Genomic DNA, 19504 nt, shown 5'->3' with positions numbered 1-19504 from the left:
CATGCAATGGGAAGTTGTGATCGGGCTGGAAATCCACACTCAGCTCGCCACCCAGTCGAAGATCTTCTCCGGCAGCGCTACCACCTTTGGCTCCGAGCCGAATACTCAGGCCAGCCTGGTTGACCTGGGCATGCCCGGCGTACTGCCGGTACTGAACGAGGAGGCCGTGCGCATGGCGTGCATGTTCGGCCTGGCCATCGATGCCGAAATCGGCAAGCGCAACGTGTTCGCACGCAAGAACTACTTCTACCCCGACCTGCCCAAGGGCTACCAGATCAGCCAGATGGACCTGCCGATCGTCGGCAAGGGCCACCTGGACATCGCGCTGGAAGACGGCACCATCAAGCGCATCGGCGTAACCCGCGCGCACCTGGAAGAAGACGCCGGCAAGAGCCTGCACGAAGACTTCAGCGGCTCCACCGGCATCGACCTGAACCGTGCCGGCACCCCGCTGCTGGAAATCGTCTCCGAGCCTGACATGCGCAGCGCCAAGGAAGCCGTGGCTTACGTCAAGGCAATCCACGCGCTGGTGCGCTACCTGGGCATCTGCGACGGCAACATGGCCGAAGGTTCGCTGCGCTGCGACTGCAACGTATCGATCCGCCCGAAAGGCCAGACCGAGTTCGGCACTCGCTGCGAAATCAAGAACGTCAACTCGTTCCGTTTTATCGAGCGCGCGATCAACAGCGAAATCCAGCGCCAGATCGACCTGATCGAAGACGGTGGCAAAGTCGTACAGGAAACACGCCTGTACGACCCGAACAAGGACGAAACCCGCTCCATGCGCAGCAAAGAGGAAGCTAACGACTACCGTTACTTCCCCGACCCCGACCTGCTGCCGGTGGTCATCGAGGACAGCTTCCTCGAAACCATTCGCGCCGGCCTGCCGGAGCTGCCGCCACAGAAGGTCGAGCGCTTCCAGACTCAGTACGGTCTGTCGGCCTACGACGCCAACGTGTTGGCTTCCAGCCGCGAACAGGCTGACTACTTCGAAGAAGTGGTGAAGATCGGTGGTGATGCCAAGCTGGCGGCCAACTGGGTCATGGTCGAACTGGGTAGCCTGCTGAACAAGCTGGGTGTCGAAATCGATCAGGCGCCGGTCAGCGCTGCGCAACTGGGCGGCATGCTGCTGCGCATTCGTGACAACACCATCAGCGGCAAGATTGCCAAGACCGTGTTCGAGGCCATGGCCGCCGGTGAAGGCGATGCCGACAGCATCATCGAGAGCAAAGGCCTGAAACAGGTTACCGACACGGGTGCGATCGACAAGATGCTCGACGAAATGCTGGCAGCCAATGCCGAGCAGGTCGAACAATATCGCGCAGCCGATGAGGCCAAGCGCGGCAAGATGTTCGGCTTCTTCGTCGGTCAGGCCATGAAAGCCTCCAAAGGCAAGGCCAACCCGGGGCAGGTGAACCAATTGCTCAAGGCCAAGCTCGAAGGGTGATGGTTTTACCCCTGTAATGCTGCGAGGGCTTCGCCCTCGTTCGCGGCTGAAGCCGCTCCTACACAAGCCAGCGTTTTCCCTGTAGGAGCGGGTTTACCCGCGAATGGTCGCACCGGAGAGCACCTGACTTGCTAAAACGTTCCCTCGGCACCCTCGCCCTGTTTTCTTTCCTGGCCGGCTGCGCCAGCCATGACATCGACCCGCGCGGCTACGACCAGACGGGCACCGCTTCCTACTACGGCTCGCGCCACCATGGCAAACGCACCGCCAGTGGCGAACCGTTCAACCAGCACGGCCTCACCGCCGCGCACCGCAGCCTGCCGTTCGGCACACGTGTACGGGTGACCAACATGGCCAACCAGCGCAGTGTGGTGGTACGCATCAACGACCGTGGCCCGCACACCCGCGGCCGCCTGATCGACCTGTCTCGCGCAGCAGCAGAAAAAATCGGTATGCTCCGTAGCGGAACAGCGCGCGTGCGCGTACAAGGGCTTAGCGACTGACGCGACAGGAGTCCGACCATTTTCGACCTGGCCACCCTCCCCACTTTTAGCCTGCTGCAAATGGGCGTTGCCCTGTTGTTGCTGATCGGTGGCGCCGAGCTATTGGTGCGCTCCGCCTTGCGCCTGGCGCAACGCCTGCACGTTCGCCCGCTGATCATAGGCCTGAGCCTGGTGGCCTTCGGCAGTACCGCGCCACAATTGACCGTAAGCCTGCAGGCCGCCTACCAGGGCGCGCCGGATGTGGCAGTAGGCAGCGTGATCGGCAGCAACATCTTCAACGTGCTGGTCATTCTCGGCCTGGCCGCGCTGATCATCCCGCTACGGGTGTCACGCCAGCTGGTGCGCCTGGACATTCCCCTGATGATCGTCGCCAGCGGGCTGGTGTATGCACTGTCCGCCAATGCCCACCTGGGCAGGGTTGAAGGGGCACTGCTATTGCTGGGGCTGGCCGGTTACCTGGCAATGCTCTGGCATCAGTCGCGCCATTACGCACGCATCTACCCGGCCCCGGACGCCGCCAGGTCCGGGGCCGGGCGCTTCTGGTCAGGTACGCTGCTGCAGATACTGGTCGGCCTTGGCCTGCTGAGCCTGGCGGGCCACTTGCTACTGGAAGCTGCCATCGAGATGGCCACCGACCTGGGCCTGTCCGAGCGTATTATCGGCCTGACGGTCGTCGCCATCTGCACCTCCATGCCGGAACTGGCCGCTGCGCTGATCGCCGCCTTGCGTGGCGAACGGGAGATCGCCGTGGGCACGGTGATCGGCAGCAACCTGTTCAACCTGCTGGCCGTACTGGGCCTGACCGCACTGATCACCCCGGAACCCCTGTCGATCTCGCCTAACGCGCTGTCTTTCGATCTGCCTGTAATGCTCGGCGTTGCTGTCCTGAGCCTGCCAGTGTTCTATTCCGGTTACCGCATCACTCGCGCCGAAGGCCTGGTGTTTCTTTGCCTGTACCTGGCCTACGGCCTTCATGTGGCGGCTTTTACCATGGGTATGCCGCTGGCTGGCCGCCTGGAGCGATTGTTGCTGTTCTATGTACTGCCGGTGCTCGCTGCGGTGTTGCTGTACACCACTGTGCGTGCCTGGCGGAGGCAGCATTGAGGGGCATGGAAGGGGCACGCGTCAGGGCCGCCAGACGCATGCCTTTAGGCTTTCATCGCCTGTGAGATCGAGCGCCGCGCGGGCGGCGCTCGATCTCACAGGCGCCGAAAACCTAACGGCATGCCCCTTACGAACAAACCCGATCAGCCCTTGGCCTGGCGAGCCTTCTTCAGCTTGAAGGCCACCCACAGCACAGCGATCCATGCCGGGATCAGCATTACCGAGATTCGAATCGGCGGCGTCAGGTACATCACCACCAGGATCAGCACGATGAACGCCAGGCACAGGTAGTTGGTCAGTGGGTGCCCCAGGCTTTTGTAGAAGGGGGTGATCCCGGCGGCCAGCTTGGCCTTGCGGAATTTGAGGTGGGTAATGCTGATGCTCGCCCAGTTGATCACCAACGCGGACACTGCCAACGCCATCAGCAAGCCAAAGGCCCCGCCCGGCATCAGGTAATTGATCAGCACGCACAGGCCGGTCGCAAAGGCCGACACGGCCAGCGCGGTCAGCGGCACGCCGCTACGGCTCACCTTCAGCAACTGACGCGGCGCATCGCCCTGGCTGGCCAGGCCGAACAGCATACGGCTATTGGCGTACACACAGCTGTTGTACACCGAGAGCGCAGCCGTCAGCACCACGATATTGAGGATGGTCGCCACCAGGTCGCTGTCCAGTTCGTGGAAGATCATCACGAACGGGCTGCCGCCCTGCACCACCTTCTGCCACGGGTACAGCGACAACAGCACTGCCAAGGCACCGATGTAGAAAATCAGGATGCGGTACACCACCTGGTTGGTGGCCTTGGGGATGCTCTCGCGCGGGTTGTCAGCCTCGGCAGCCGTGATGCCGACCAACTCCAGGCCACCGAACGAGAACATGATCACCGCCAGGGCCATTACCAGACCCGTGACGCCGTTAGGGAAGAAGCCGCCGTACTGCCACAGGTTGGCCACGCTGGCATCCGGGCCACCATGACCGCTGCCCAGCAACCAGGCACCAAAGCCAATCATGCTGACGATGGCTACTACCTTGACCAGGGCGAACCAGAACTCCATCTCGCCATAGACCTTTACCTGGGTCAGGTTGATCAGGTTGATCACCACGAAGAAGATCGCCGCCGTGGCCCAGGTGGGGAAGTCCGGCCACCAGTACTGCACGTAGATACCGACCGCCGTCAGCTCGGCCATGCCGACCAGCACGTACACCACCCAGTAGTTCCAGCCAGAGACAAAGCCGGCGAACTCGCTCCAGTATTGGTGGGCGAAGTGGCTGAAGCTGCCGGCGACCGGCTCTTCCACCACCATTTCACCCAGCTGGCGCATGATCAGGAAGGCCATCAGGCCGGCGATGGCGTAGCCCAGCAACACGGAGGGGCCGGCCAACTGGATGGTCTGGGCAATGCCCAGGAACAACCCGGTACCGATGGCCCCGCCCAGCGCGATCAGCTGGATATGGCGATTCTTCAGCCCGCGCTGTAACCGCTCGGGCGTGCTCTGGTCTTGCATGAAGTGTCCTTTAGCTCAGTGAGGCAGTGTTGTTGCTGTTATTTGCAGTCAAGGATCTAGATCCATCCGCCCCACTGCAAGATGAAAATACCAATGTTGGTGGTGATCGCCGCCATTAGCGTGGTAATCACGATGATCGACGCGGCCAGTTCATGATTGCCGTTGGCCGCCCGCGCCATCACGTAGCTGGCCGCAGCGGTCGGGCTGCCTATGTACAGGAACAGGATGCCCAGCTCCGCCCCGCGAAACCCGCACAACCAGGCCCCAAGGGTGCCGAGCAGCGGCAGCCAGAGCATTTTCACGAGGCTGGCATCGATGGCCAGCCGGCCACAGTTACGCAGCGCTGCCAGCGACAGCGTGCCACCGATACAGATCAGCGCCAGCGGCAGGGTCATCTGTGCCAGGTAGTCGCCTGAGGTCAGCAGCCAGTTGGGCAATGGCACCTGGCCGTAAGCCATCGGCGCAGCCACCAGCACGCTGATGATCAGCGGGTTGCTGAAAATGCTCTTGCAGATGCTCCACGGGTCGGACTTGAGGTCCGGGCTGTACACCGCCAGAACCACCGCTGACAGCGAGTTGTACATGAGGATGACCAGGCCTGCGAGCACCGCCCCCAGGGAAATGCCATAGTCACCGTACAGGCTGGCGGCCAGGGCCAGGCCGATCACACCGTTGTTGCCGCGGAAGGCGCCCTGGGTATAGATGCCTCGGTCGGCCATCGGGCTGCGCCAGATGGCCATGCCCCAGGCAAGGGCGAAACCGGCCAGGGTGGCGACGATGAAATACAGGATGACACCGGGCTTGACCGCTGCGGCCAGGTCGGCGTGGTAGATGCCGAGGAAGAGCAGCGCCGGCATGCAGACGTTGAATACCAACTGCGAGGCGACGCGGTTGAAGTTATCGTCGATCAAGTGAATGCGTTTGAGCAGGACGCCCATGAACAGCATGGCGAAAACCGGTGCCGTGATGTTCAGGGTCTGGATAAGAAGGGCGAGCATGCGCAAGCGATCCTGGAGGGGTTGCCGTCAGGCGGCCAATGATACGTCAACGGCTGGGATTTGCGGGGATCAAGCGCGATAAAAGGAAATGTCTTTCAGGTTTTCTGCTGCCAGTACCGGCCGCTTTGCACCTAACCCCGCCCCCACAGGTACCACGCCGCGGCTCATCGGTTCACACAAACCTGTCAGCCATTCATGACAAACCCGCAGCAACCCACGCCTTGTTCAGCCGCTTCTCCCGTGCCGACGCCGCCAGCGCCATCACCCCTTGGTCACGCTGCCAGATGTGCGCCCAATGCCCCGGCCCTGTCGCCAACGCCGCATCGATCTCCCCCCGCAATGCCTGGAACTGTGCAAACAACCCGCCCAGCAACAAGTGACAACCCATGCTATCGGCACACTGCCGGCTACCCTCGGCGCAGCCGGCCAACAGCCCAAGCAACTGCAGGCGAAGCCCCTGCGGCCAGGCGCACTCCTGCCCAACGCCATACAACCAGGCAGTCAGCGCCGTGAGCACATACAAATCCTCCAGCGAACGGAACGGCTTCACGTAGGCCTCCCAGCCGTCACCGGCCAGCAACTCGCACGATGCCTGCTCCAGCAGCAGTCGGCCGTGCCCGACTTCCGGCATCAGCGGCAGGGTCGGCAATGGCTCCAGTGTCACGCCAGGCTCCCCGGGGTAAACCACCGCCAGGCTCAGTTGCGGCGCCGCGCCAGCCGCTTCGCTACGCGCCGCCACCAGCAACCACTCCGCCTCCAGGCCTGCGGTAACGAAGTCTTTGCAGCCCGACAGCCGCAGAGCGTCCAGCCGTGTGTGCATGTCTGCCGGCCGCACGCTGCGCCGCTCGGTGGCACACAAGGCGCCAAGGCTGTGCGGCGCACTGGGCCACAGCACGCGAAGGGCAGCCTGGTAACCCACCAGGAAGGCCAGGCCCGGGGTGGCCATTGCACGTCCACCCAGTACCGCCAATTCGAACGGGGCAACCGAGCCGAGGCGCTCAAGCAGCGCGGCGTAGGTTTCGCCCAGGGTGCCGGTCGGCGCGAGGCGAAGCGGATCGTTGAGTCGTTGCAACCAGGCCATGGAACAGCTCCTTGCTGGAGGGCTTTCAGTTAAGGCTCAGGGTGTGTCACGCAAGCATCACCAAACATTCACAGGGGTGACACTGGGTCTACCTAGGCTGACTTTGCACAACAAAGCCGACCGGCCGCAACCTTTCTTGGCTGGCTTATGGAGACTCGTAATGACTCGGATCGCTACCGCTGGCGACTACAGCACCGAACGCCGTCTGCAAGCCGAACGCCTGGTTGGCGCCGCGGCGCTGCAGGAAGCCCAGGCTCTGCGCTACACCGTATTCAGCGCAGAATTCAAGGCCAAGCTCAAAGGTGCCGAGCAGGGCCTGGACATGGACGACTACGACGTGCACTGCCGCCACATTGGTGTACGCGACCTGAGCACCGGCGAACTGGTTGCCACCACCCGCCTGCTCGATCACCAGGCCGCCAGTAGCCTGGGCCGTTTCTACAGCGAAGAAGAATTCAGCCTGCACGGCCTGTTGCAGTTGCAAGGCCCAATCCTCGAACTGGGCCGTACCTGCGTCGCCCCCGACTACCGCAACGGCGGTACCATCGCCGTGCTCTGGGGCGAACTGGCCGAGGTGCTCAACGAGGGCCGCTACAGCTATCTGATGGGCTGCGCCAGTATCCCCATGCAGGACGGCGGCGTGCAGGCCCATGCAGTGATGCAGCGACTGCGTGAACGTTACCTGTGCACCGAACACTTGCGTGCCGAGCCGAAGAACCCGCTGCCGAAACTGGCCCTGCCCAATAACGTCATTGCCGAAATGCCCCCGCTGCTCAAGGCCTATATGCGCCTGGGCGCGAAGATTTGCGGCGAGCCATGCTGGGACGAGGATTTCCAGGTGGCAGACGTGTTCATCCTGCTCAAACGCGACGAGCTGTGCCCACGCTACGCCCGCCACTTCAAGGCGGCGGTCTGATGCCGAAGTTGCGGGTACTGGCCCGCCTCATCCGACTGCTGCTGGTGCTGGCGCAAGGCATGCTGATGGCCAGCATTATCGCCTTGGGCGAACGCTTGGGCTTCAAGGCGCCGATCGAACGGCGCCAGCGCTGGACCTGCCTGTTCATGAAGCGCCTGGTCGCCGCCCTGCCCTTCGACGTGAAGGTCGTTGGCGAACTTCCACAGCGACCGATGCTATGGGTCAGCAACCATGTTTCCTGGACCGACATCCCCCTGCTTGGCATGCTCACGCCGCTGTCTTTCCTGTCCAAGGCCGAAGTGCGCCACTGGCCGGTGGCCGGCTGGCTGGCGGAAAAGGCCGGCACGCTGTTCATTCGCCGTGGTGGTGGCGACAGTCAGCGCCTGCGCGAACAGATCGCCGGGCAACTGGGGCTGGCCCGCCCGCTGCTGATATTCCCCGAAGGCACCACTACCAGCGGCCGCACGTTGCGCACCTTTCATGGCCGCCTGCTGGCAGGTGCCATCGACCGTGGCGTGGCAGTGCAGCCAGTCGCTATCCAGTACCTGCGTGATGGCCAGATCGACACGGTAGCGCCGTTCATTGGTGAGGACGACCTGGTGTCGCACCTGATGCGCCTGTTCGCCCTGCCGCGGGGCGAGGTGTGCATCCACCTCCTGCAGCCAATAGGTAGCGTGGGCAAGGAACGTGCGGTGCTGGCATTGCAGGCGCAACAGGCGATTCACCTGGCGCTGTTTGGGGTTGAAGACGTGGAGATGGCGCCACGTCGACAGGCGCGGGCTGCCTGAATGCGTGTACTGCCTGTTCTGGCCCTTTCGCGGGTGAACCCGCTCCTACACCGAGCGCATTACCCGCGAAGGGGCCAGTATCACCCACACACCTCTAACTGTCAGACATCCGCCCTACCGCCGCAAACGCCTGCAGCTGCGGGTAGAACTCGCGAAAATCCGCCAGCAGCGGCTCATACAGTCGCTCCAGTTCCACCATCACCCCGGCCATCCCCTCAGGCCGTGACAAGCGCCGGGCAATGCCGTTGAACACCTGCTCCAGCGTGTCGAAATCGCCATACGCCCCTAGCCAGTCATCCGCTGCCATGAACGGCGCAATCCGCGCCAGCCGCCCAGGCAGCTCGGGCTCTGCCAGCAATACCCGATAAAACGCGCCAGTGAACTGCTCCAGCGGCTGATCGGCGTAGTTGCCCCAGTGCCGTGCCAGGCAATGGTCGAAAAACACATCCAGGACGATGCCGGCAAAGCGCCGCCGCTCGCGCGGAAAACGTGCCAGAGCCGCCAGCACCAACGGATGCTGGTCAGTGTAACTGTCGATATGCCGGTGCAGCCGGATGGCCGCCTCCAGCGCAGGCGGAAAGCGCCCTTCCAAGGAGCCTTTGACAAAGTCGCCATACAGGCTGCCAAGCAGTTGTTGCGGCGCCGGGCCGCCCAGGTGCAAGTGTGCGAGGTAGTTCATGAGCGCAGTCTAGCATCGCCACCCAGCATATCGTTATAACGCGATATATCGATTCGTGCTCAGCTCAGAACGCCTTCGTATTTGTATATCGGAATTCAGCGAATTATATTTCGGCCTATCGCGATATACCGCTACAACGAGCCTCAAACCATGCCACTCGATCTCGACGAAATCATAAAAGCACTGGCCCACCCGGTCAGGCGAGAAATTCTCAGCTGGCTGAAAGACCCGGCAACCCAGTTTCCGGACCAGTACCACAGCACCGAAAACGGTGTGTGTGCGGGGCAAATCGACCAACGCTGCGGCCTGTCGCAGTCGACCGTCTCTGCCCACCTGGCCACGTTGCAGCGCGCCGGGCTGATCAGCAGCCAGAAGATTGGCCAATGGCACTTCTTCAAACGCGACGAAGCCACCATCCAGGCGTTCCTCGAACAACTGCGCCAAGCACTTTGACAAGGCAGGTAACCACAATGACCACGCTTTTCGATCCGATCAAACTGGGCGACCTGCAACTGCCCAACCGTATCATCATGGCCCCGCTCACCCGCTGCCGTGCCGATGAGGGCCGTGTGCCCAATGCGCTGATGGCCGAATACTACGTACAACGTGCCAGCGCCGGGCTGATCCTCAGCGAGGCCACTTCGGTCAGCCCGATGGGCGTCGGCTACCCAGATACCCCCGGCATCTGGAACGATGAACAGGTACGTGGCTGGAACAATGTGACAAAGGCCGTACATGCCGCGGGCGGTCGCATCTTCCTGCAGCTGTGGCACGTGGGTCGTATCTCCCACCCCAGCTATCTGAATGGCGAACTGCCTGTGGCCCCCAGCGCGATCCAGCCCAAGGGCCATGTGAGCCTGGTGCGCCCGCTGAGTGACTACCCTACCCCGCGGGCGCTGGAAACCGAAGAAATCAACGACATCGTCGAGGCCTACCGCAGTGGTGCCGAAAATGCCAAGGCTGCCGGTTTCGATGGTGTGGAGATCCATGGCGCCAACGGTTACCTGCTCGACCAATTCCTGCAAAGTAGCACCAACCAGCGCACCGACCGTTACGGTGGCTCGCTGGAAAACCGCGCGCGCCTGCTGCTGGAGGTGACCGATGCGGCCATTGAAGTGTGGGGCGCGCAGCGCGTAGGTGTGCACCTGGCACCGCGAGCCGACGCCCATGACATGGGCGACGCCGACCGCGCCGAGACCTTCACCTATGTGGCCCGAGCGCTGGGCAAGCGCGGCATCGCCTTCATCTGCTCGCGGGAGCGGGAGGCCGACGACAGCATCGGGCCGCTGATCAAAGAGGCATTCGGTGGCCCGTACATCGTCAACGAGCGGTTCGACAAGGCCAGTGCCAATGCGGCCCTGGCCAGTGGCAAAGCGGATGCCGTGGCGTTTGGTGTGCCATTCATCGCCAACCCCGACCTGCCGGCACGGCTGGCAGCGGATGCGCCGTTGAACGAGGCACATCCCGAAACCTTCTATGGCAAGGGGCCGGTGGGGTACATCGATTACCCGCGGTTGTAATCAAGATTGCCGGGGCGCAGCTCAATCGGCGTTCACCGTACATAGTGGGCCTTGTGTCGCGATAGGAGGGCAACGCCCTCCCCTGCGGCGTCACGGCCGAGCGTTGATCTGTTGCTGCAGGTTCTGAATCTGGCTCTGCAGCGTATTCAGGTTACGCGTCATCTGCGCACGGAAGGCATCGAACTCCTGCACCGAAGCACCACTGGATGACGCCGCGGCCGGGCGGTTGTCGACCTGGCTCTTCAACACCAGCATGTCCTGCTGCAGGCTCTGAATCTCAGCGCTCGGGTTGCCCTGTTTCTTCAAGGCCGCCACCTCGCTACCCAAACTCTTGAGCTGGCCGTCCAGCTGGCCGCCATCCACCTGTGAGGCTTTCAGCGCGGCAACCTGCTCGCTCAGGCTCTTGAACTGGGCATCCAGCTTGCCACCATCGACCTGGCCCGAACGCAGCGCCGCCAACTCGCCATTCACCAGCTTCAGTTGCGCCTGCAACTGGCCTTGCAACTCGGTCACAGCCTTCTGCTGTTCTCGGGTATCGGCCAGCACCTGCTCCAGACGCTTGCCCAGGTCGCCGGTCTGCCCGGCAACACCCTGCTGCAACTGGCGCAGTTGTAGCTTCAATGCCTCACTGCTGGTAGTGGCGCCAGACTCACTGGCCGCCACCTTGCCACTGATCGCCTGAAGGCGGCCAGCCGCCTCTTCACTGATGCGGGCAAAGCTTTCCTGGGTCGCCACCAGTTGCTGCTCCATCAGCGAGATCTGCTGGAAGCTCCACCAGCCCAGCCCCGCCAAGGCGATGAAGGAGGCACCGATCAATGCCCACAACGGCGCCGTACTAGCCCCGCGGGCGGCTTTCTGGCGGCTGCGCATCACATGCGCCGGCATCAGTTCGTCATCATCAACGGTGCCCGCCCGCAAGGCAGGCACGTCATCAAAGTCATCGTGAGCATGGTTACGCATGGATACATTCAACCGCGGTAGTCACAAAGAGGCACGAGTATAAACCGCCAGCGCGGCGCATTGATGACCATTGTCAGCCGGGCGGCAAATGCTTCCACCAGCCGCAGAATTCATCCAGCGCCGTCCACAGGCTGACCTTGGGTTGGTAGTCCAGGTACTGCCGGGCACGGCTGATATCCAGGGTGAAATCACGGCTCATCACCTGCATCCCCAGGCGCGACAAGGTCGGTTGCGGGCGCCCTGGCCATAACATGCAGGCCGCCTCGTTGAGCGCGGCCAGGCTATAGGCAAGACCATAGGAACGGTAGCGGGTCACCTGGGGAAGCTGCATCTGGCGCATCACGTAGTTGACCACGTCCCACAGCGGCAGTGGCTGGCCGTTGCTTATGTTGTAGGCCTGGCCCAGCGCCCGGTCATCAGCGAACAATGCACTTAGCAGCGCCTCGTTGAGGTTGTGCACACTGGTGAAATCGACCTTGTTCAGGCCGTTGCCGATGATCGCCACACGCCCTTTGCGCTGCATCTGCATCAGCCGCGGGAAGATACTGGCATCGCCCGCACCGGTAACGAAGCGCGGACGCAGCGCCAGCACTTCCAGGCCGAACTCCTGGGCACCGAACACTTTCTGCTCGGCCAGGTACTTGGTTTGCCCATAGTGATCGTGGAAGCGACGCGGTACCTGGTCTTCACGGACGTCCAGACGCGAACGGCCATTGAAGTAAATCGACGGCGAAGACAGATGCACCAGGCGCCGTACGTGCTCTTTCAGGCAGCCCTCGACCACGTTCTCGGTCACCACCACGTTGCCTTGGTAGAAATCCTGATAGCGCCCCCAGTTACCGACCGCGCCAGCGCAATGCACCACGGCTTCGACACCCTGGCACAAACGCCGGGCCAGCTCGGCGTCACCCAGATCACCCGGGATGAACTGTGCGCCACGCTTGACCAGATGCTCGACCCCTTCGGCACGGCGGCCGCTGACGCGCACGTCCAGGCCTTGCTCCAGGGCGAAACGCGCAAAACGCCCGCCAATGAAGCCACTCGCGCCGGTGACCAGAATTCGCATGTAACACTCCGTCTTGCCAGATTTCAGATGCAACTGACGCCAGCCACGGCTACAAGGGCACCAGCCAATGCTGTGCGGTGTGCCGCAGGTGGTCGGTCAGTTGCGCGAGCAATTGCCCGCCATTGCGCCAATGATGCCAGTACAGCGGCACATCGATAGGGGTATCGCGGCAGATTTCCACCAATTGCCCACTGGCCAGTTGCTCCCGGGCCTGCAGTTCGGGCACCAGGCCCCATCCCAACCCGGCCTCGGTCATGCGCAGGAAGCCTTCGGATGAAGGGCACAGATGGTGCAGGAAACCACCCTCTATGCCCAGCGATGCCAGGTAGCGATGCTGCAGGAAATCGTCCGGGCCGTACACGATCGCTGGCGTACGGGCCAGGCGGCTGGCGACAAAACCTTGGGGGAAGTGCCGCGCCATGAACACGGGACTGGCCAATGCCCGGTAGCGCATGGCCCCCAGTAGCAAACTGCGTGCGCCGGCTACCGGCCGCTCGCTCCCACACAGGCAGGCCGCCACTTCGCCGGCACGCATGCGTTTCAGGCCCACTTCCTGGTCCTCAACCACCAGGTCGGTCAGCACGTTCTGTTGTGCGCAGAAGTTGCCCACCGCGCCGGCCCACCAGGTGGCCAGGCTATCGGCGTTGAGGGCGATACGCAGGCGCTCCGGCATGCCCTCTTCATCCAGCGCCGGTACCTGGCGCTGCAGGTCGCGTTCAAGCAGGCGCACCTGCTGCACATGGTTGAGTAGCTGCCGACCGACTTCGGTCGTGCCGGGCGGCGAGGCACGTACCAGCACCGGCTGGCCGACCCGCGCCTCAAGCAACTTGATGCGCTGGGAAATGGCCGATTGCGACAAGCCCAGCACCTGCGCCGCACGCTCGAAACCGCCTTGTTCGATCACTGCCGCGAGGGCAGCCAGCAGTTTGTAGTCGAACATCGATTTTCCTAATGGGTGATCAGCTTTATTTGTTTTTCTTATACAGCGCCGAACATCACAATGGCCAGCATCTTCCGTGACCCTTTTTGGAGAGCCCTGCCATGTGGCAAAGCTATCTCAATGGCATGCTGGTGGCCTTCGGCCTGATCATGGCCATCGGCGCCCAGAACGCCTTCGTCCTCGCCCAGAGCCTGCGCCGTGAGCATCACCTGCCGGTGGCAGCGCTGTGCATCGTCTGTGACGCCATCCTCGTGGCCGCCGGGGTATTCGGCCTGGCCACCGTGCTGGCACACAACCCGACCTTGCTGGCAATCGCCCGCTGGGGCGGCGCAGTGTTCCTGATCTGGTACGGCGCCAAGGCGCTGCGCAGTGCCTGCTCCAAGCAGAGCCTGCAGCACCAGCAAGGCCAGGGCGTTCGCTCACGTCGCGCCGTACTGCTCAGCGCCCTGGCGGTGACCCTGCTGAACCCGCACGTGTACCTCGATACGGTGTTGCTGATCGGCTCGCTGGGCGCCCAACAGTCCGCCCCTGGCGCCTACGTGGCCGGTGCGGCCAGCGCTTCGCTGCTGTGGTTCTCGACCCTGGCCATTGGCGCGGCGTGGCTGGCACCGTGGCTGGCGCGGCCTGCGACCTGGCGCATGCTCGACCTGATGGTGGCGGTGATGATGTTCGCGGTGGCGGCACAATTGATCTTCAACTGACCTCGGGGCTTGGTGCGGCATATTCATCGCCTGCCAGATCGAGCGACGCTCGCCCTCACTGGCAACACCAACGCAACGGCGAGCCACTGGTCGGTACAGCCCAACCCCTCCGGAACCTCTATTCCCTATGTTTGTTGCGTGGTTATGCGCCGGGCCCGGTGCTATGATCCAGCCCTTGCGTCGCAAAGAGTACAGACTCGCCGACGCTTATCGGGCCGCCCGTGATCGGCCTTGCGCAAACCGCAAACAGACCTGAATCAGGAGATCCACCATGGCTTTTGAATTGCCGCCGCTGCCGTACGCCCATGATGCCCTGCAGCCGCACATCTCCAAGGAAACCCTGGAGTATCACCACGACAAGCACCACAACACCTATGTCGTGAACCTGAACAACCTGGTCCCAGGCACCGAATTCGAAGGCAAGACCCTGGAAGAGATCGTCAAGAGCTCTTCGGGCGGCATCTTCAACAACGCCGCTCAAGTCTGGAACCACACCTTCTACTGGAACTGCCTGTCGCCAAACGGCGGCGGCCAGCCTACCGGTGCACTGGCTGACGCCATCAACGCCGCTTTCGGTTCCTTCGACAAGTTCAAGGAAGAGTTCACCAAGACTTCGGTTGGCACCTTCGGTTCCGGCTGGGGCTGGCTGGTGAAGAAAGCTGACGGTTCCCTGGCCCTGGCCAGCACCATCGGCGCCGGCTGCCCACTGACCAGCGGCGACACCCCGCTGCTGACCTGCGACGTCTGGGAACACGCCTACTACATCGACTACCGCAACCTGCGTCCGAAGTACGTCGAGGCGTTCTGGAACCTGGTCAACTGGGCCTTCGTTGCCGAGCAGTTCGAAGGCAAGACCTTCAAGGCCTGAGTCATTCGGCCTTGAACGAGAAACCCGGCCATGTGCCGGGTTTTTTTGTGCCTGTGTTGCCGCAAACAGGCTGGCACGGTTTTGCTTGCTCAGCCCGCATAGCGCGCTAACATCAAACCTCTGGAAGATTGATACAGCGCATTCAAGTTGCGGGGTCAGGCAACCGATACACTGCTCATGATCGGCCGGTAGTGTATCGTCATCGTTGATGGCAAAATGATGCCATGCGCATGGATTAAGGAAACCCCATTGAAGCTGGAATTGCGGAACAGCTTGTCGGTCAAGTTGCTCAGGGTCGTGCTGCTGTCGGCGTTGGCGGTTGGCGTCGTGCTCAGCTGTGCGCAAATCGTCTATGACACCTACAAGACCCGCCAAGCCGTGAACAACGATGCCCAGCGCATCCTCGACATGTTCCGCGATCCCTCGACCCAGGCGGTTTACAGCCTTGACCGTGAAATGGGCATGCAGGTCATGGAAGGCCTGTTCCAGGACGAATCAGTGCGCATGGCCTCCATTGGCCACCCCAACGAAACCATGCTGGCAGAAAAGTCCCGCCCGCTGCAGGACATGTCCATGCGCTGGCTCACCGACCTCATCCTCGGCCAGGAGCGCACCTACACCACACAACTGGTCGGCCGTGGCCCTTACAGCGAATACTACGGCGACCTCAGCATTACCCTCGATACCTCCTCCTACGGCAAAGATTTCCTGATCAACGCGGTGATCATCTTCATATCCGGCGTGCTGCGGGCCATGGCCATGGGCCTGGTGCTTTACCTGGTCTACCACTGGCTGCTGACCAAACCGCTGTCGAAGATCATCGAGCACCTCACCCAGATCAACCCTGACCGCCCCAGCCAGCACCAGATACCGCTGCTCAAGGGCCACGAGAAAAACGAGCTGGGCCTGTGGGTGAACACCGCCAACCAGTTGCTGGCCTCGATCGAGCGCAACACCCATCTGCGCCACGAGGCGGAAAACAGCCTGCAGCGCATGGCCCAGTACGACTTCCTCACCGGCCTGCCCAACCGCCAGCAACTGCAGCAGCAACTGGACAAGATCCTCGTCGACGGCGGCCGCCTGCAGCACCGAGTGGCTGTGCTGTGCGTTGGCCTGGACGACTTCAAGGGTATCAACGAACAATTCAGCTACCAGGTCGGTGACCAGTTGCTGCTGGCCCTGGCCGATCGACTACGCGCCCACAGCGGCCGCCTGGGCGCTCTGGCGCGGCTGGGCGGCGACCAGTTCGCCCTGGTACAGGCCAATATCGAGCAGCCCTACGAGGCTGCCGAACTGGCGCAAAGCATCCTTGATGACCTGGAAGTACCGTTCGACCTCGACCACGAGCAAATCCGCCTGCGCGCGACCATCGGCATCACCCTGTTCCCCGAAGACGGTGACAGCACCGAAAAACTGCTGCAGAAAGCCGAACAGACCATGACCCTGGCCAAGGCCCGCTCGCGCAACCGCTACCAGTTCTATATCGCCAGCGTCGACAGCGAGATGCGTCGCCGTCGCGAACTGGAAAAGGACCTGCGTGAAGCCCTGCCCCGCAACCAGCTTTACCTGGTGTATCAGCCACAGATCAGCTACCGCGACCACCGGGTGGTTGGCGTAGAGGCCCTGCTGCGCTGGCAGCACCCGGAACTGGGCATGGTGCCACCCGACCAGTTCATCCCCCTGGCCGAGCAGAACGGCAGCATCATCAGCATCGGCGAATGGGTGCTTGACCAGGCCTGCCGGCAACTGCGCGAATGGCACGACCAAGGCTTCAGCGACCTGCGCATGGCGGTCAACCTGTCTACCGTGCAACTGCACCACAGCGAGCTGCCACGGGTGGTCAACAACCTGCTGCAAGCCTATCGCCTACCACCGCGCAGCCTGGAACTGGAAGTCACCGAAACCGGCCTGATGGAAGACATCAGCACCGCCGCCCAGCACCTGTTGAGCCTGCGCCGCTCCGGGGCGCTGATTGCCATCGACGACTTCGGCACCGGCTACTCGTCCCTCAGCTACCTGAAGTCGCTGCCCCTGGACAAGATCAAGATCGACAAGAGTTTCGTTCAGGACCTGCTCGACGATGATGACGACGCCACCATCGTTCGCGCCATCATCCAGCTGGGCAAGAGCCTGGGGATGCAGGTGATCGCCGAGGGCGTGGAAACGGCCGAGCAGGAAACCTACATCATTGCCCAGGGTTGCCACGAGGGCCAGGGCTACCACTACAGCAAGCCTCTTTCGGCCCGTGAACTGACCCACTTCCTCAAACAAGCGCAACGCAACCGGGTTTCGGTGTCCTGAGGCCACCTGCCCGGTTACAGGCCGTGCCCCTGATTTACATGAATTGCGCGCCCGCCTCTTTACAGCAAATGCAAATCTTTCGCATGATGTTGTAGTTTTGCGTGCCACGGCGCACGGTCCACCCCTCTGGTCCAACCACACGATGCAGGAAAACCAATAATGATTCGAATGCCTCTGGCCTCCGCCAGTCTGCTGGCCATTGCCATCGCCCTCGCCGGTTGCGGTGAAGGCAAGGACGAAAAAGCCGCCGCGCCGCAAGCCCAGGCACCTGCTGCCGCCACCACCGCTGTTGCGCCAGGGGCTGTCGACGAAGCAGCCGGCAAAGCCGTGGTCAAGCATTACACCGACATGGTCTACGCCGTGTACAGCGACTCGCTGAGCACTGCCAAGACGCTGCAGAGCGCAGTCGACGCGTTCCTGGCCAAGCCCAACGACGAAACCCTGAAAGCCGCCAAGGAAGCCTGGTTCGCCGCGCGCGTACCGTACCTGCAGAGCGAAACCTTCCGCTTTGGCAACACCATCATCGACGACTGGGAAGGTCAGGTGAACGCCTGGCCCCTGGACGAAGGCCTGATCGACTACGTCGACAAGAGCTACGAGCACGCCTTGGGCAACCCGGGGGCCAGCGCCAACATCATCGCCAACACCGAGATCCAGGTGGGCGAAGAGAAGGTCGACGTCAAGGACATCACCCCCGAAAAACTGGCTAGCCTGAACGAGCTGGCTGGCTCCGAGGCCAACGTTGCCACGGGCTATCACGCCATCGAATTCCTGCTCTGGGGCCAGGACCTGAACGGCACCGGCCCTGGCGCTGGCAACCGCCCGGCATCCGACTACCTGGAAGGCCAGGGCGCTACCGGCGGCCACAACGACCGCCGCCGCGCCTACCTCAAAGCGGTTACCGACCTGCTGGTCACCGACCTCGAAGAGATGGTCGGCAACTGGGCACCGAACGTCGCCGACAACTACCGCGCCAAGCTGGAAGCCGAGCCTGTCAACGACGGCCTGCGCAAGATGCTGTTCGGCATGGGCAGCCTGTCGCTGGGCGAACTGGCTGGCGAGCGCATGAAAGTTTCGCTGGAAGCCAACTCGCCGGAAGACGAGCAAGACTGCTTCAGCGACAACACTCACTATTCGCACTTCTACGACGCCAAGGGCATCCGCAACGTCTACCTGGGCGAGTACACCCGCCCGGACGGCACCAAGCTGACCGGCCCTAGCCTGTCGTCGCTGGTCGCCAAGGTTGACCCGGCCGCCGATGCAGCCCTCAAGGCCGATCTGGAAGCCACCGAGGCCAAGCTTCAGGTGATCGTCGACCACGCCCTCAAAGGCGAGCACTACGACCAGCTGATCGCCGCCGACAATGCTGCCGGCAACCAGATCGTGCGTGACGCCATCGCCGCCCTGGTCAAGCAGACCGGCTCGATCGAGCAGGCCGCGGGCAAGCTGGGCATTGCCAACCTGAACCCGGACACTGCGGATCACGAGTTCTGATCCTGCTGTAGCGCTTCATCGAAAACGCCCGGCCTTGTGCCGGGCGTTTTCGTTTGCTGCCGGGTAAAACGCTTCCCGCTGCCTGGCGTGCACGCAGATGCTCATCCTGTAGGCCTTCGATCAAAGCTAACAGGAGGCACAGTGCTGCAGATTCTTGATGTCTGGGGCGAAGGCCGAATCGTCCAGCGCATGAATGGGGAAGACCTCATCACCGGATTCAACGATGCGTACAACCTGAACAAGGCTGGCCAGCTCATCTCCAACGGGCCGTTCGCTGGTGGGCACATTCCCAACCTCATTGTCGTATACGAATACGATGCTCCGGACTTTCCCCTCGACGACCATGCAGTCCCTCACGTGACGCTGATGGGCGCTCCGATCACCCGGCATGTGGCCGAGGAAATGTGCCGGGTAGTTGCCCGCCCCGGCAAGATCTACCTGTACGACCCCAACGAAACTGACCGCCGTATGTTCGAGGCAGTCGCCATTGACCAAGGGATGCAGCTGCTCGGACGCTTTCATCCCGCCGAGCTCGACCCTCCGTTCAACGAAATCACCTTGCTCGCGGCCTATGTCTATCGCGCCCCGACCAGCCCGTTGCCACGCCCGAAAACTGAACATTGAAAGGAAACA

At 62.4% G+C, this 19504-nt stretch carries 19 protein-coding genes; 12 read left to right on the top strand and 7 right to left on the bottom strand.

Annotated features, from left to right (window positions below; translation table 11 throughout):
• Window position 1: 1 nt before the first annotated feature.
• The 3 genes from gatB (at window position 2) to REH59_RS04780 (ending at window position 3054) form a co-directional block, all read left to right on the top strand.
• The gene (gene gatB, locus REH59_RS04790) at window positions 2–1447 is read left to right on the top strand and encodes an Asp-tRNA(Asn)/Glu-tRNA(Gln) amidotransferase subunit GatB (protein WP_003255169.1); all 1446 of its coding nucleotides are present in this window, start codon (window positions 2–4) and stop codon (window positions 1445–1447) included.
• 128 nt (window positions 1448–1575) lie between these two features.
• Window positions 1576–1950: a septal ring lytic transglycosylase RlpA family protein gene (locus REH59_RS04785; protein WP_003255170.1), complete on the top strand. Its 375-nt coding sequence runs from the start codon at window positions 1576–1578 to the stop codon at window positions 1948–1950.
• A gap of 60 nt (window positions 1951–2010) precedes the next feature.
• A complete protein-coding gene (locus REH59_RS04780) occupies window positions 2011–3054 on the top strand; it encodes a calcium/sodium antiporter (protein WP_014861647.1) in 1044 nt (347 codons plus the stop codon).
• Window positions 3055–3197: 143 nt separating this feature from the next.
• Here the strand turns inward: REH59_RS04780 and REH59_RS04775 are convergent, their stop codons facing one another.
• The 3 genes from REH59_RS04775 to REH59_RS04765 all read right to left on the bottom strand — a co-directional run bounded on the left by REH59_RS04775 (window position 3198) and on the right by REH59_RS04765 (window position 6638).
• The gene (locus REH59_RS04775) at window positions 3198–4559 is read right to left on the bottom strand and encodes an amino acid permease (protein ID WP_003255172.1); all 1362 of its coding nucleotides are present in this window, start codon (window positions 4557–4559) and stop codon (window positions 3198–3200) included.
• Between the two features lie 56 nt (window positions 4560–4615).
• The gene (locus tag REH59_RS04770; protein ID WP_003255173.1) at window positions 4616–5557 is read right to left on the bottom strand and encodes an AEC family transporter; all 942 of its coding nucleotides are present in this window, start codon (window positions 5555–5557) and stop codon (window positions 4616–4618) included.
• 193 nt (window positions 5558–5750) lie between these two features.
• Window positions 5751–6638: a hypothetical protein gene (locus REH59_RS04765; RefSeq protein ID WP_014861646.1), complete on the bottom strand. Its 888-nt coding sequence runs from the start codon at window positions 6636–6638 to the stop codon at window positions 5751–5753.
• A gap of 160 nt (window positions 6639–6798) precedes the next feature.
• Here REH59_RS04765 and olsB point away from each other — a divergent pair, with 160 nt between their 5' ends.
• On the top strand, window positions 6799–7554 hold the full coding sequence (gene olsB / locus REH59_RS04760; RefSeq protein ID WP_003255175.1) for an L-ornithine N(alpha)-acyltransferase: 756 nt from the start codon (window positions 6799–6801) through the stop codon (window positions 7552–7554).
• Complete coding sequence (locus REH59_RS04755; RefSeq protein WP_014861645.1) at window positions 7554–8342, top strand: lysophospholipid acyltransferase family protein; 789 nt, start codon at window positions 7554–7556, stop codon at window positions 8340–8342. The genes olsB and REH59_RS04755 overlap by 1 nt, the downstream gene beginning before the upstream one ends.
• A gap of 94 nt (window positions 8343–8436) precedes the next feature.
• Here the strand turns inward: REH59_RS04755 and REH59_RS04750 are convergent, their stop codons facing one another.
• Complete coding sequence (locus REH59_RS04750) at window positions 8437–9021, bottom strand: ACP phosphodiesterase (protein ID WP_004574459.1); 585 nt, start codon at window positions 9019–9021, stop codon at window positions 8437–8439.
• Between the two features lie 150 nt (window positions 9022–9171).
• Here REH59_RS04750 and REH59_RS04745 point away from each other — a divergent pair, with 150 nt between their 5' ends.
• Complete coding sequence (locus tag REH59_RS04745; protein WP_003255178.1) at window positions 9172–9474, top strand: ArsR/SmtB family transcription factor; 303 nt, start codon at window positions 9172–9174, stop codon at window positions 9472–9474.
• 17 nt (window positions 9475–9491) lie between these two features.
• Window positions 9492–10541 carry an alkene reductase gene (locus tag REH59_RS04740; RefSeq protein ID WP_047604985.1) on the top strand — a complete coding sequence of 350 codons (1050 nt, stop codon included), beginning with the start codon at window positions 9492–9494 and terminating at the stop codon, window positions 10539–10541.
• A gap of 90 nt (window positions 10542–10631) precedes the next feature.
• Here REH59_RS04740 and REH59_RS04735 read toward each other — a convergent pair whose 3' ends face one another.
• The 3 genes from REH59_RS04735 to REH59_RS04725 all read right to left on the bottom strand — a co-directional run bounded on the left by REH59_RS04735 (window position 10632) and on the right by REH59_RS04725 (window position 13507).
• The gene (locus REH59_RS04735; RefSeq protein ID WP_320450403.1) at window positions 10632–11501 is read right to left on the bottom strand and encodes an ATPase; all 870 of its coding nucleotides are present in this window, start codon (window positions 11499–11501) and stop codon (window positions 10632–10634) included.
• A gap of 73 nt (window positions 11502–11574) precedes the next feature.
• A complete protein-coding gene (locus REH59_RS04730; protein WP_003255182.1) occupies window positions 11575–12567 on the bottom strand; it encodes an NAD-dependent epimerase/dehydratase family protein in 993 nt (330 codons plus the stop codon).
• Between the two features lie 49 nt (window positions 12568–12616).
• On the bottom strand, window positions 12617–13507 hold the full coding sequence (locus REH59_RS04725; protein WP_014860099.1) for a LysR family transcriptional regulator ArgP: 891 nt from the start codon (window positions 13505–13507) through the stop codon (window positions 12617–12619).
• A 101-nt stretch (window positions 13508–13608) separates the two neighbouring features.
• Here REH59_RS04725 and REH59_RS04720 point away from each other — a divergent pair, with 101 nt between their 5' ends.
• The 5 genes from REH59_RS04720 (at window position 13609) to REH59_RS04700 (ending at window position 19495) form a co-directional block, all read left to right on the top strand.
• The gene (locus REH59_RS04720; RefSeq protein ID WP_003255185.1) at window positions 13609–14208 is read left to right on the top strand and encodes a LysE/ArgO family amino acid transporter; all 600 of its coding nucleotides are present in this window, start codon (window positions 13609–13611) and stop codon (window positions 14206–14208) included.
• A gap of 271 nt (window positions 14209–14479) precedes the next feature.
• Entirely contained in the window at window positions 14480–15076 is a 597-nt protein-coding gene (locus REH59_RS04715) for a superoxide dismutase (protein ID WP_003255187.1), read from the top strand.
• Between the two features lie 249 nt (window positions 15077–15325).
• The gene (locus REH59_RS04710; RefSeq protein ID WP_014860098.1) at window positions 15326–17377 is read left to right on the top strand and encodes a putative bifunctional diguanylate cyclase/phosphodiesterase; all 2052 of its coding nucleotides are present in this window, start codon (window positions 15326–15328) and stop codon (window positions 17375–17377) included.
• A gap of 159 nt (window positions 17378–17536) precedes the next feature.
• Window positions 17537–18871: an imelysin family protein gene (locus tag REH59_RS04705; RefSeq protein WP_003255194.1), complete on the top strand. Its 1335-nt coding sequence runs from the start codon at window positions 17537–17539 to the stop codon at window positions 18869–18871.
• A 141-nt stretch (window positions 18872–19012) separates the two neighbouring features.
• Entirely contained in the window at window positions 19013–19495 is a 483-nt protein-coding gene (locus tag REH59_RS04700) for a hypothetical protein (protein WP_003255196.1), read from the top strand.
• Window positions 19496–19504: the final 9 nt, after the last annotated feature.

The sequence above is a fragment of the Pseudomonas sp. BO3-4 genome (genome assembly GCF_034044115.1).
GTDB classification, from domain to species: Bacteria; Pseudomonadota; Gammaproteobacteria; order Pseudomonadales; family Pseudomonadaceae; genus Aquipseudomonas; species Aquipseudomonas alloputida.
Note: the sequence above shows the minus strand (reverse complement) of the source record. Positions and strands in the feature narration are given on the sequence as shown.

What these genes read in the sequence shown, in the direction of transcription:
- REH59_RS04745 (WP_003255178.1), top strand. Translation starts at nt 9,172, where the DNA reads ATGCCACTCGATCTCGACGAAATCATAAAAGCACTGGCCCACCCGGTC.
- olsB (WP_003255175.1), top strand. Translation starts at nt 6,799, where the DNA reads ATGACTCGGATCGCTACCGCTGGCGACTACAGCACCGAACGCCGTCTG.
- REH59_RS04730 (WP_003255182.1), bottom strand. Translation starts at nt 12,567, where the DNA reads ATGCGAATTCTGGTCACCGGCGCGAGTGGCTTCATTGGCGGGCGTTTT.
- REH59_RS04725 (WP_014860099.1), bottom strand. Translation starts at nt 13,507, where the DNA reads ATGTTCGACTACAAACTGCTGGCTGCCCTCGCGGCAGTGATCGAACAA.
- REH59_RS04705 (WP_003255194.1), top strand. Translation starts at nt 17,537, where the DNA reads ATGATTCGAATGCCTCTGGCCTCCGCCAGTCTGCTGGCCATTGCCATC.
- REH59_RS04735 (WP_320450403.1), bottom strand. Translation starts at nt 11,501, where the DNA reads ATGCGTAACCATGCTCACGATGACTTTGATGACGTGCCTGCCTTGCGG.
- REH59_RS04765 (WP_014861646.1), bottom strand. Translation starts at nt 6,638, where the DNA reads ATGGCCTGGTTGCAACGACTCAACGATCCGCTTCGCCTCGCGCCGACC.
- REH59_RS04715 (WP_003255187.1), top strand. Translation starts at nt 14,480, where the DNA reads ATGGCTTTTGAATTGCCGCCGCTGCCGTACGCCCATGATGCCCTGCAG.
- REH59_RS04720 (WP_003255185.1), top strand. Translation starts at nt 13,609, where the DNA reads ATGTGGCAAAGCTATCTCAATGGCATGCTGGTGGCCTTCGGCCTGATC.
- gatB (WP_003255169.1), top strand. Translation starts at nt 2, where the DNA reads ATGCAATGGGAAGTTGTGATCGGGCTGGAAATCCACACTCAGCTCGCC.
- REH59_RS04775 (WP_003255172.1), bottom strand. Translation starts at nt 4,559, where the DNA reads ATGCAAGACCAGAGCACGCCCGAGCGGTTACAGCGCGGGCTGAAGAAT.
- REH59_RS04750 (WP_004574459.1), bottom strand. Translation starts at nt 9,021, where the DNA reads ATGAACTACCTCGCACACTTGCACCTGGGCGGCCCGGCGCCGCAACAA.
- REH59_RS04755 (WP_014861645.1), top strand. Translation starts at nt 7,554, where the DNA reads ATGCCGAAGTTGCGGGTACTGGCCCGCCTCATCCGACTGCTGCTGGTG.
- REH59_RS04780 (WP_014861647.1), top strand. Translation starts at nt 2,011, where the DNA reads ATGGGCGTTGCCCTGTTGTTGCTGATCGGTGGCGCCGAGCTATTGGTG.
- REH59_RS04740 (WP_047604985.1), top strand. Translation starts at nt 9,492, where the DNA reads ATGACCACGCTTTTCGATCCGATCAAACTGGGCGACCTGCAACTGCCC.
- REH59_RS04770 (WP_003255173.1), bottom strand. Translation starts at nt 5,557, where the DNA reads ATGCTCGCCCTTCTTATCCAGACCCTGAACATCACGGCACCGGTTTTC.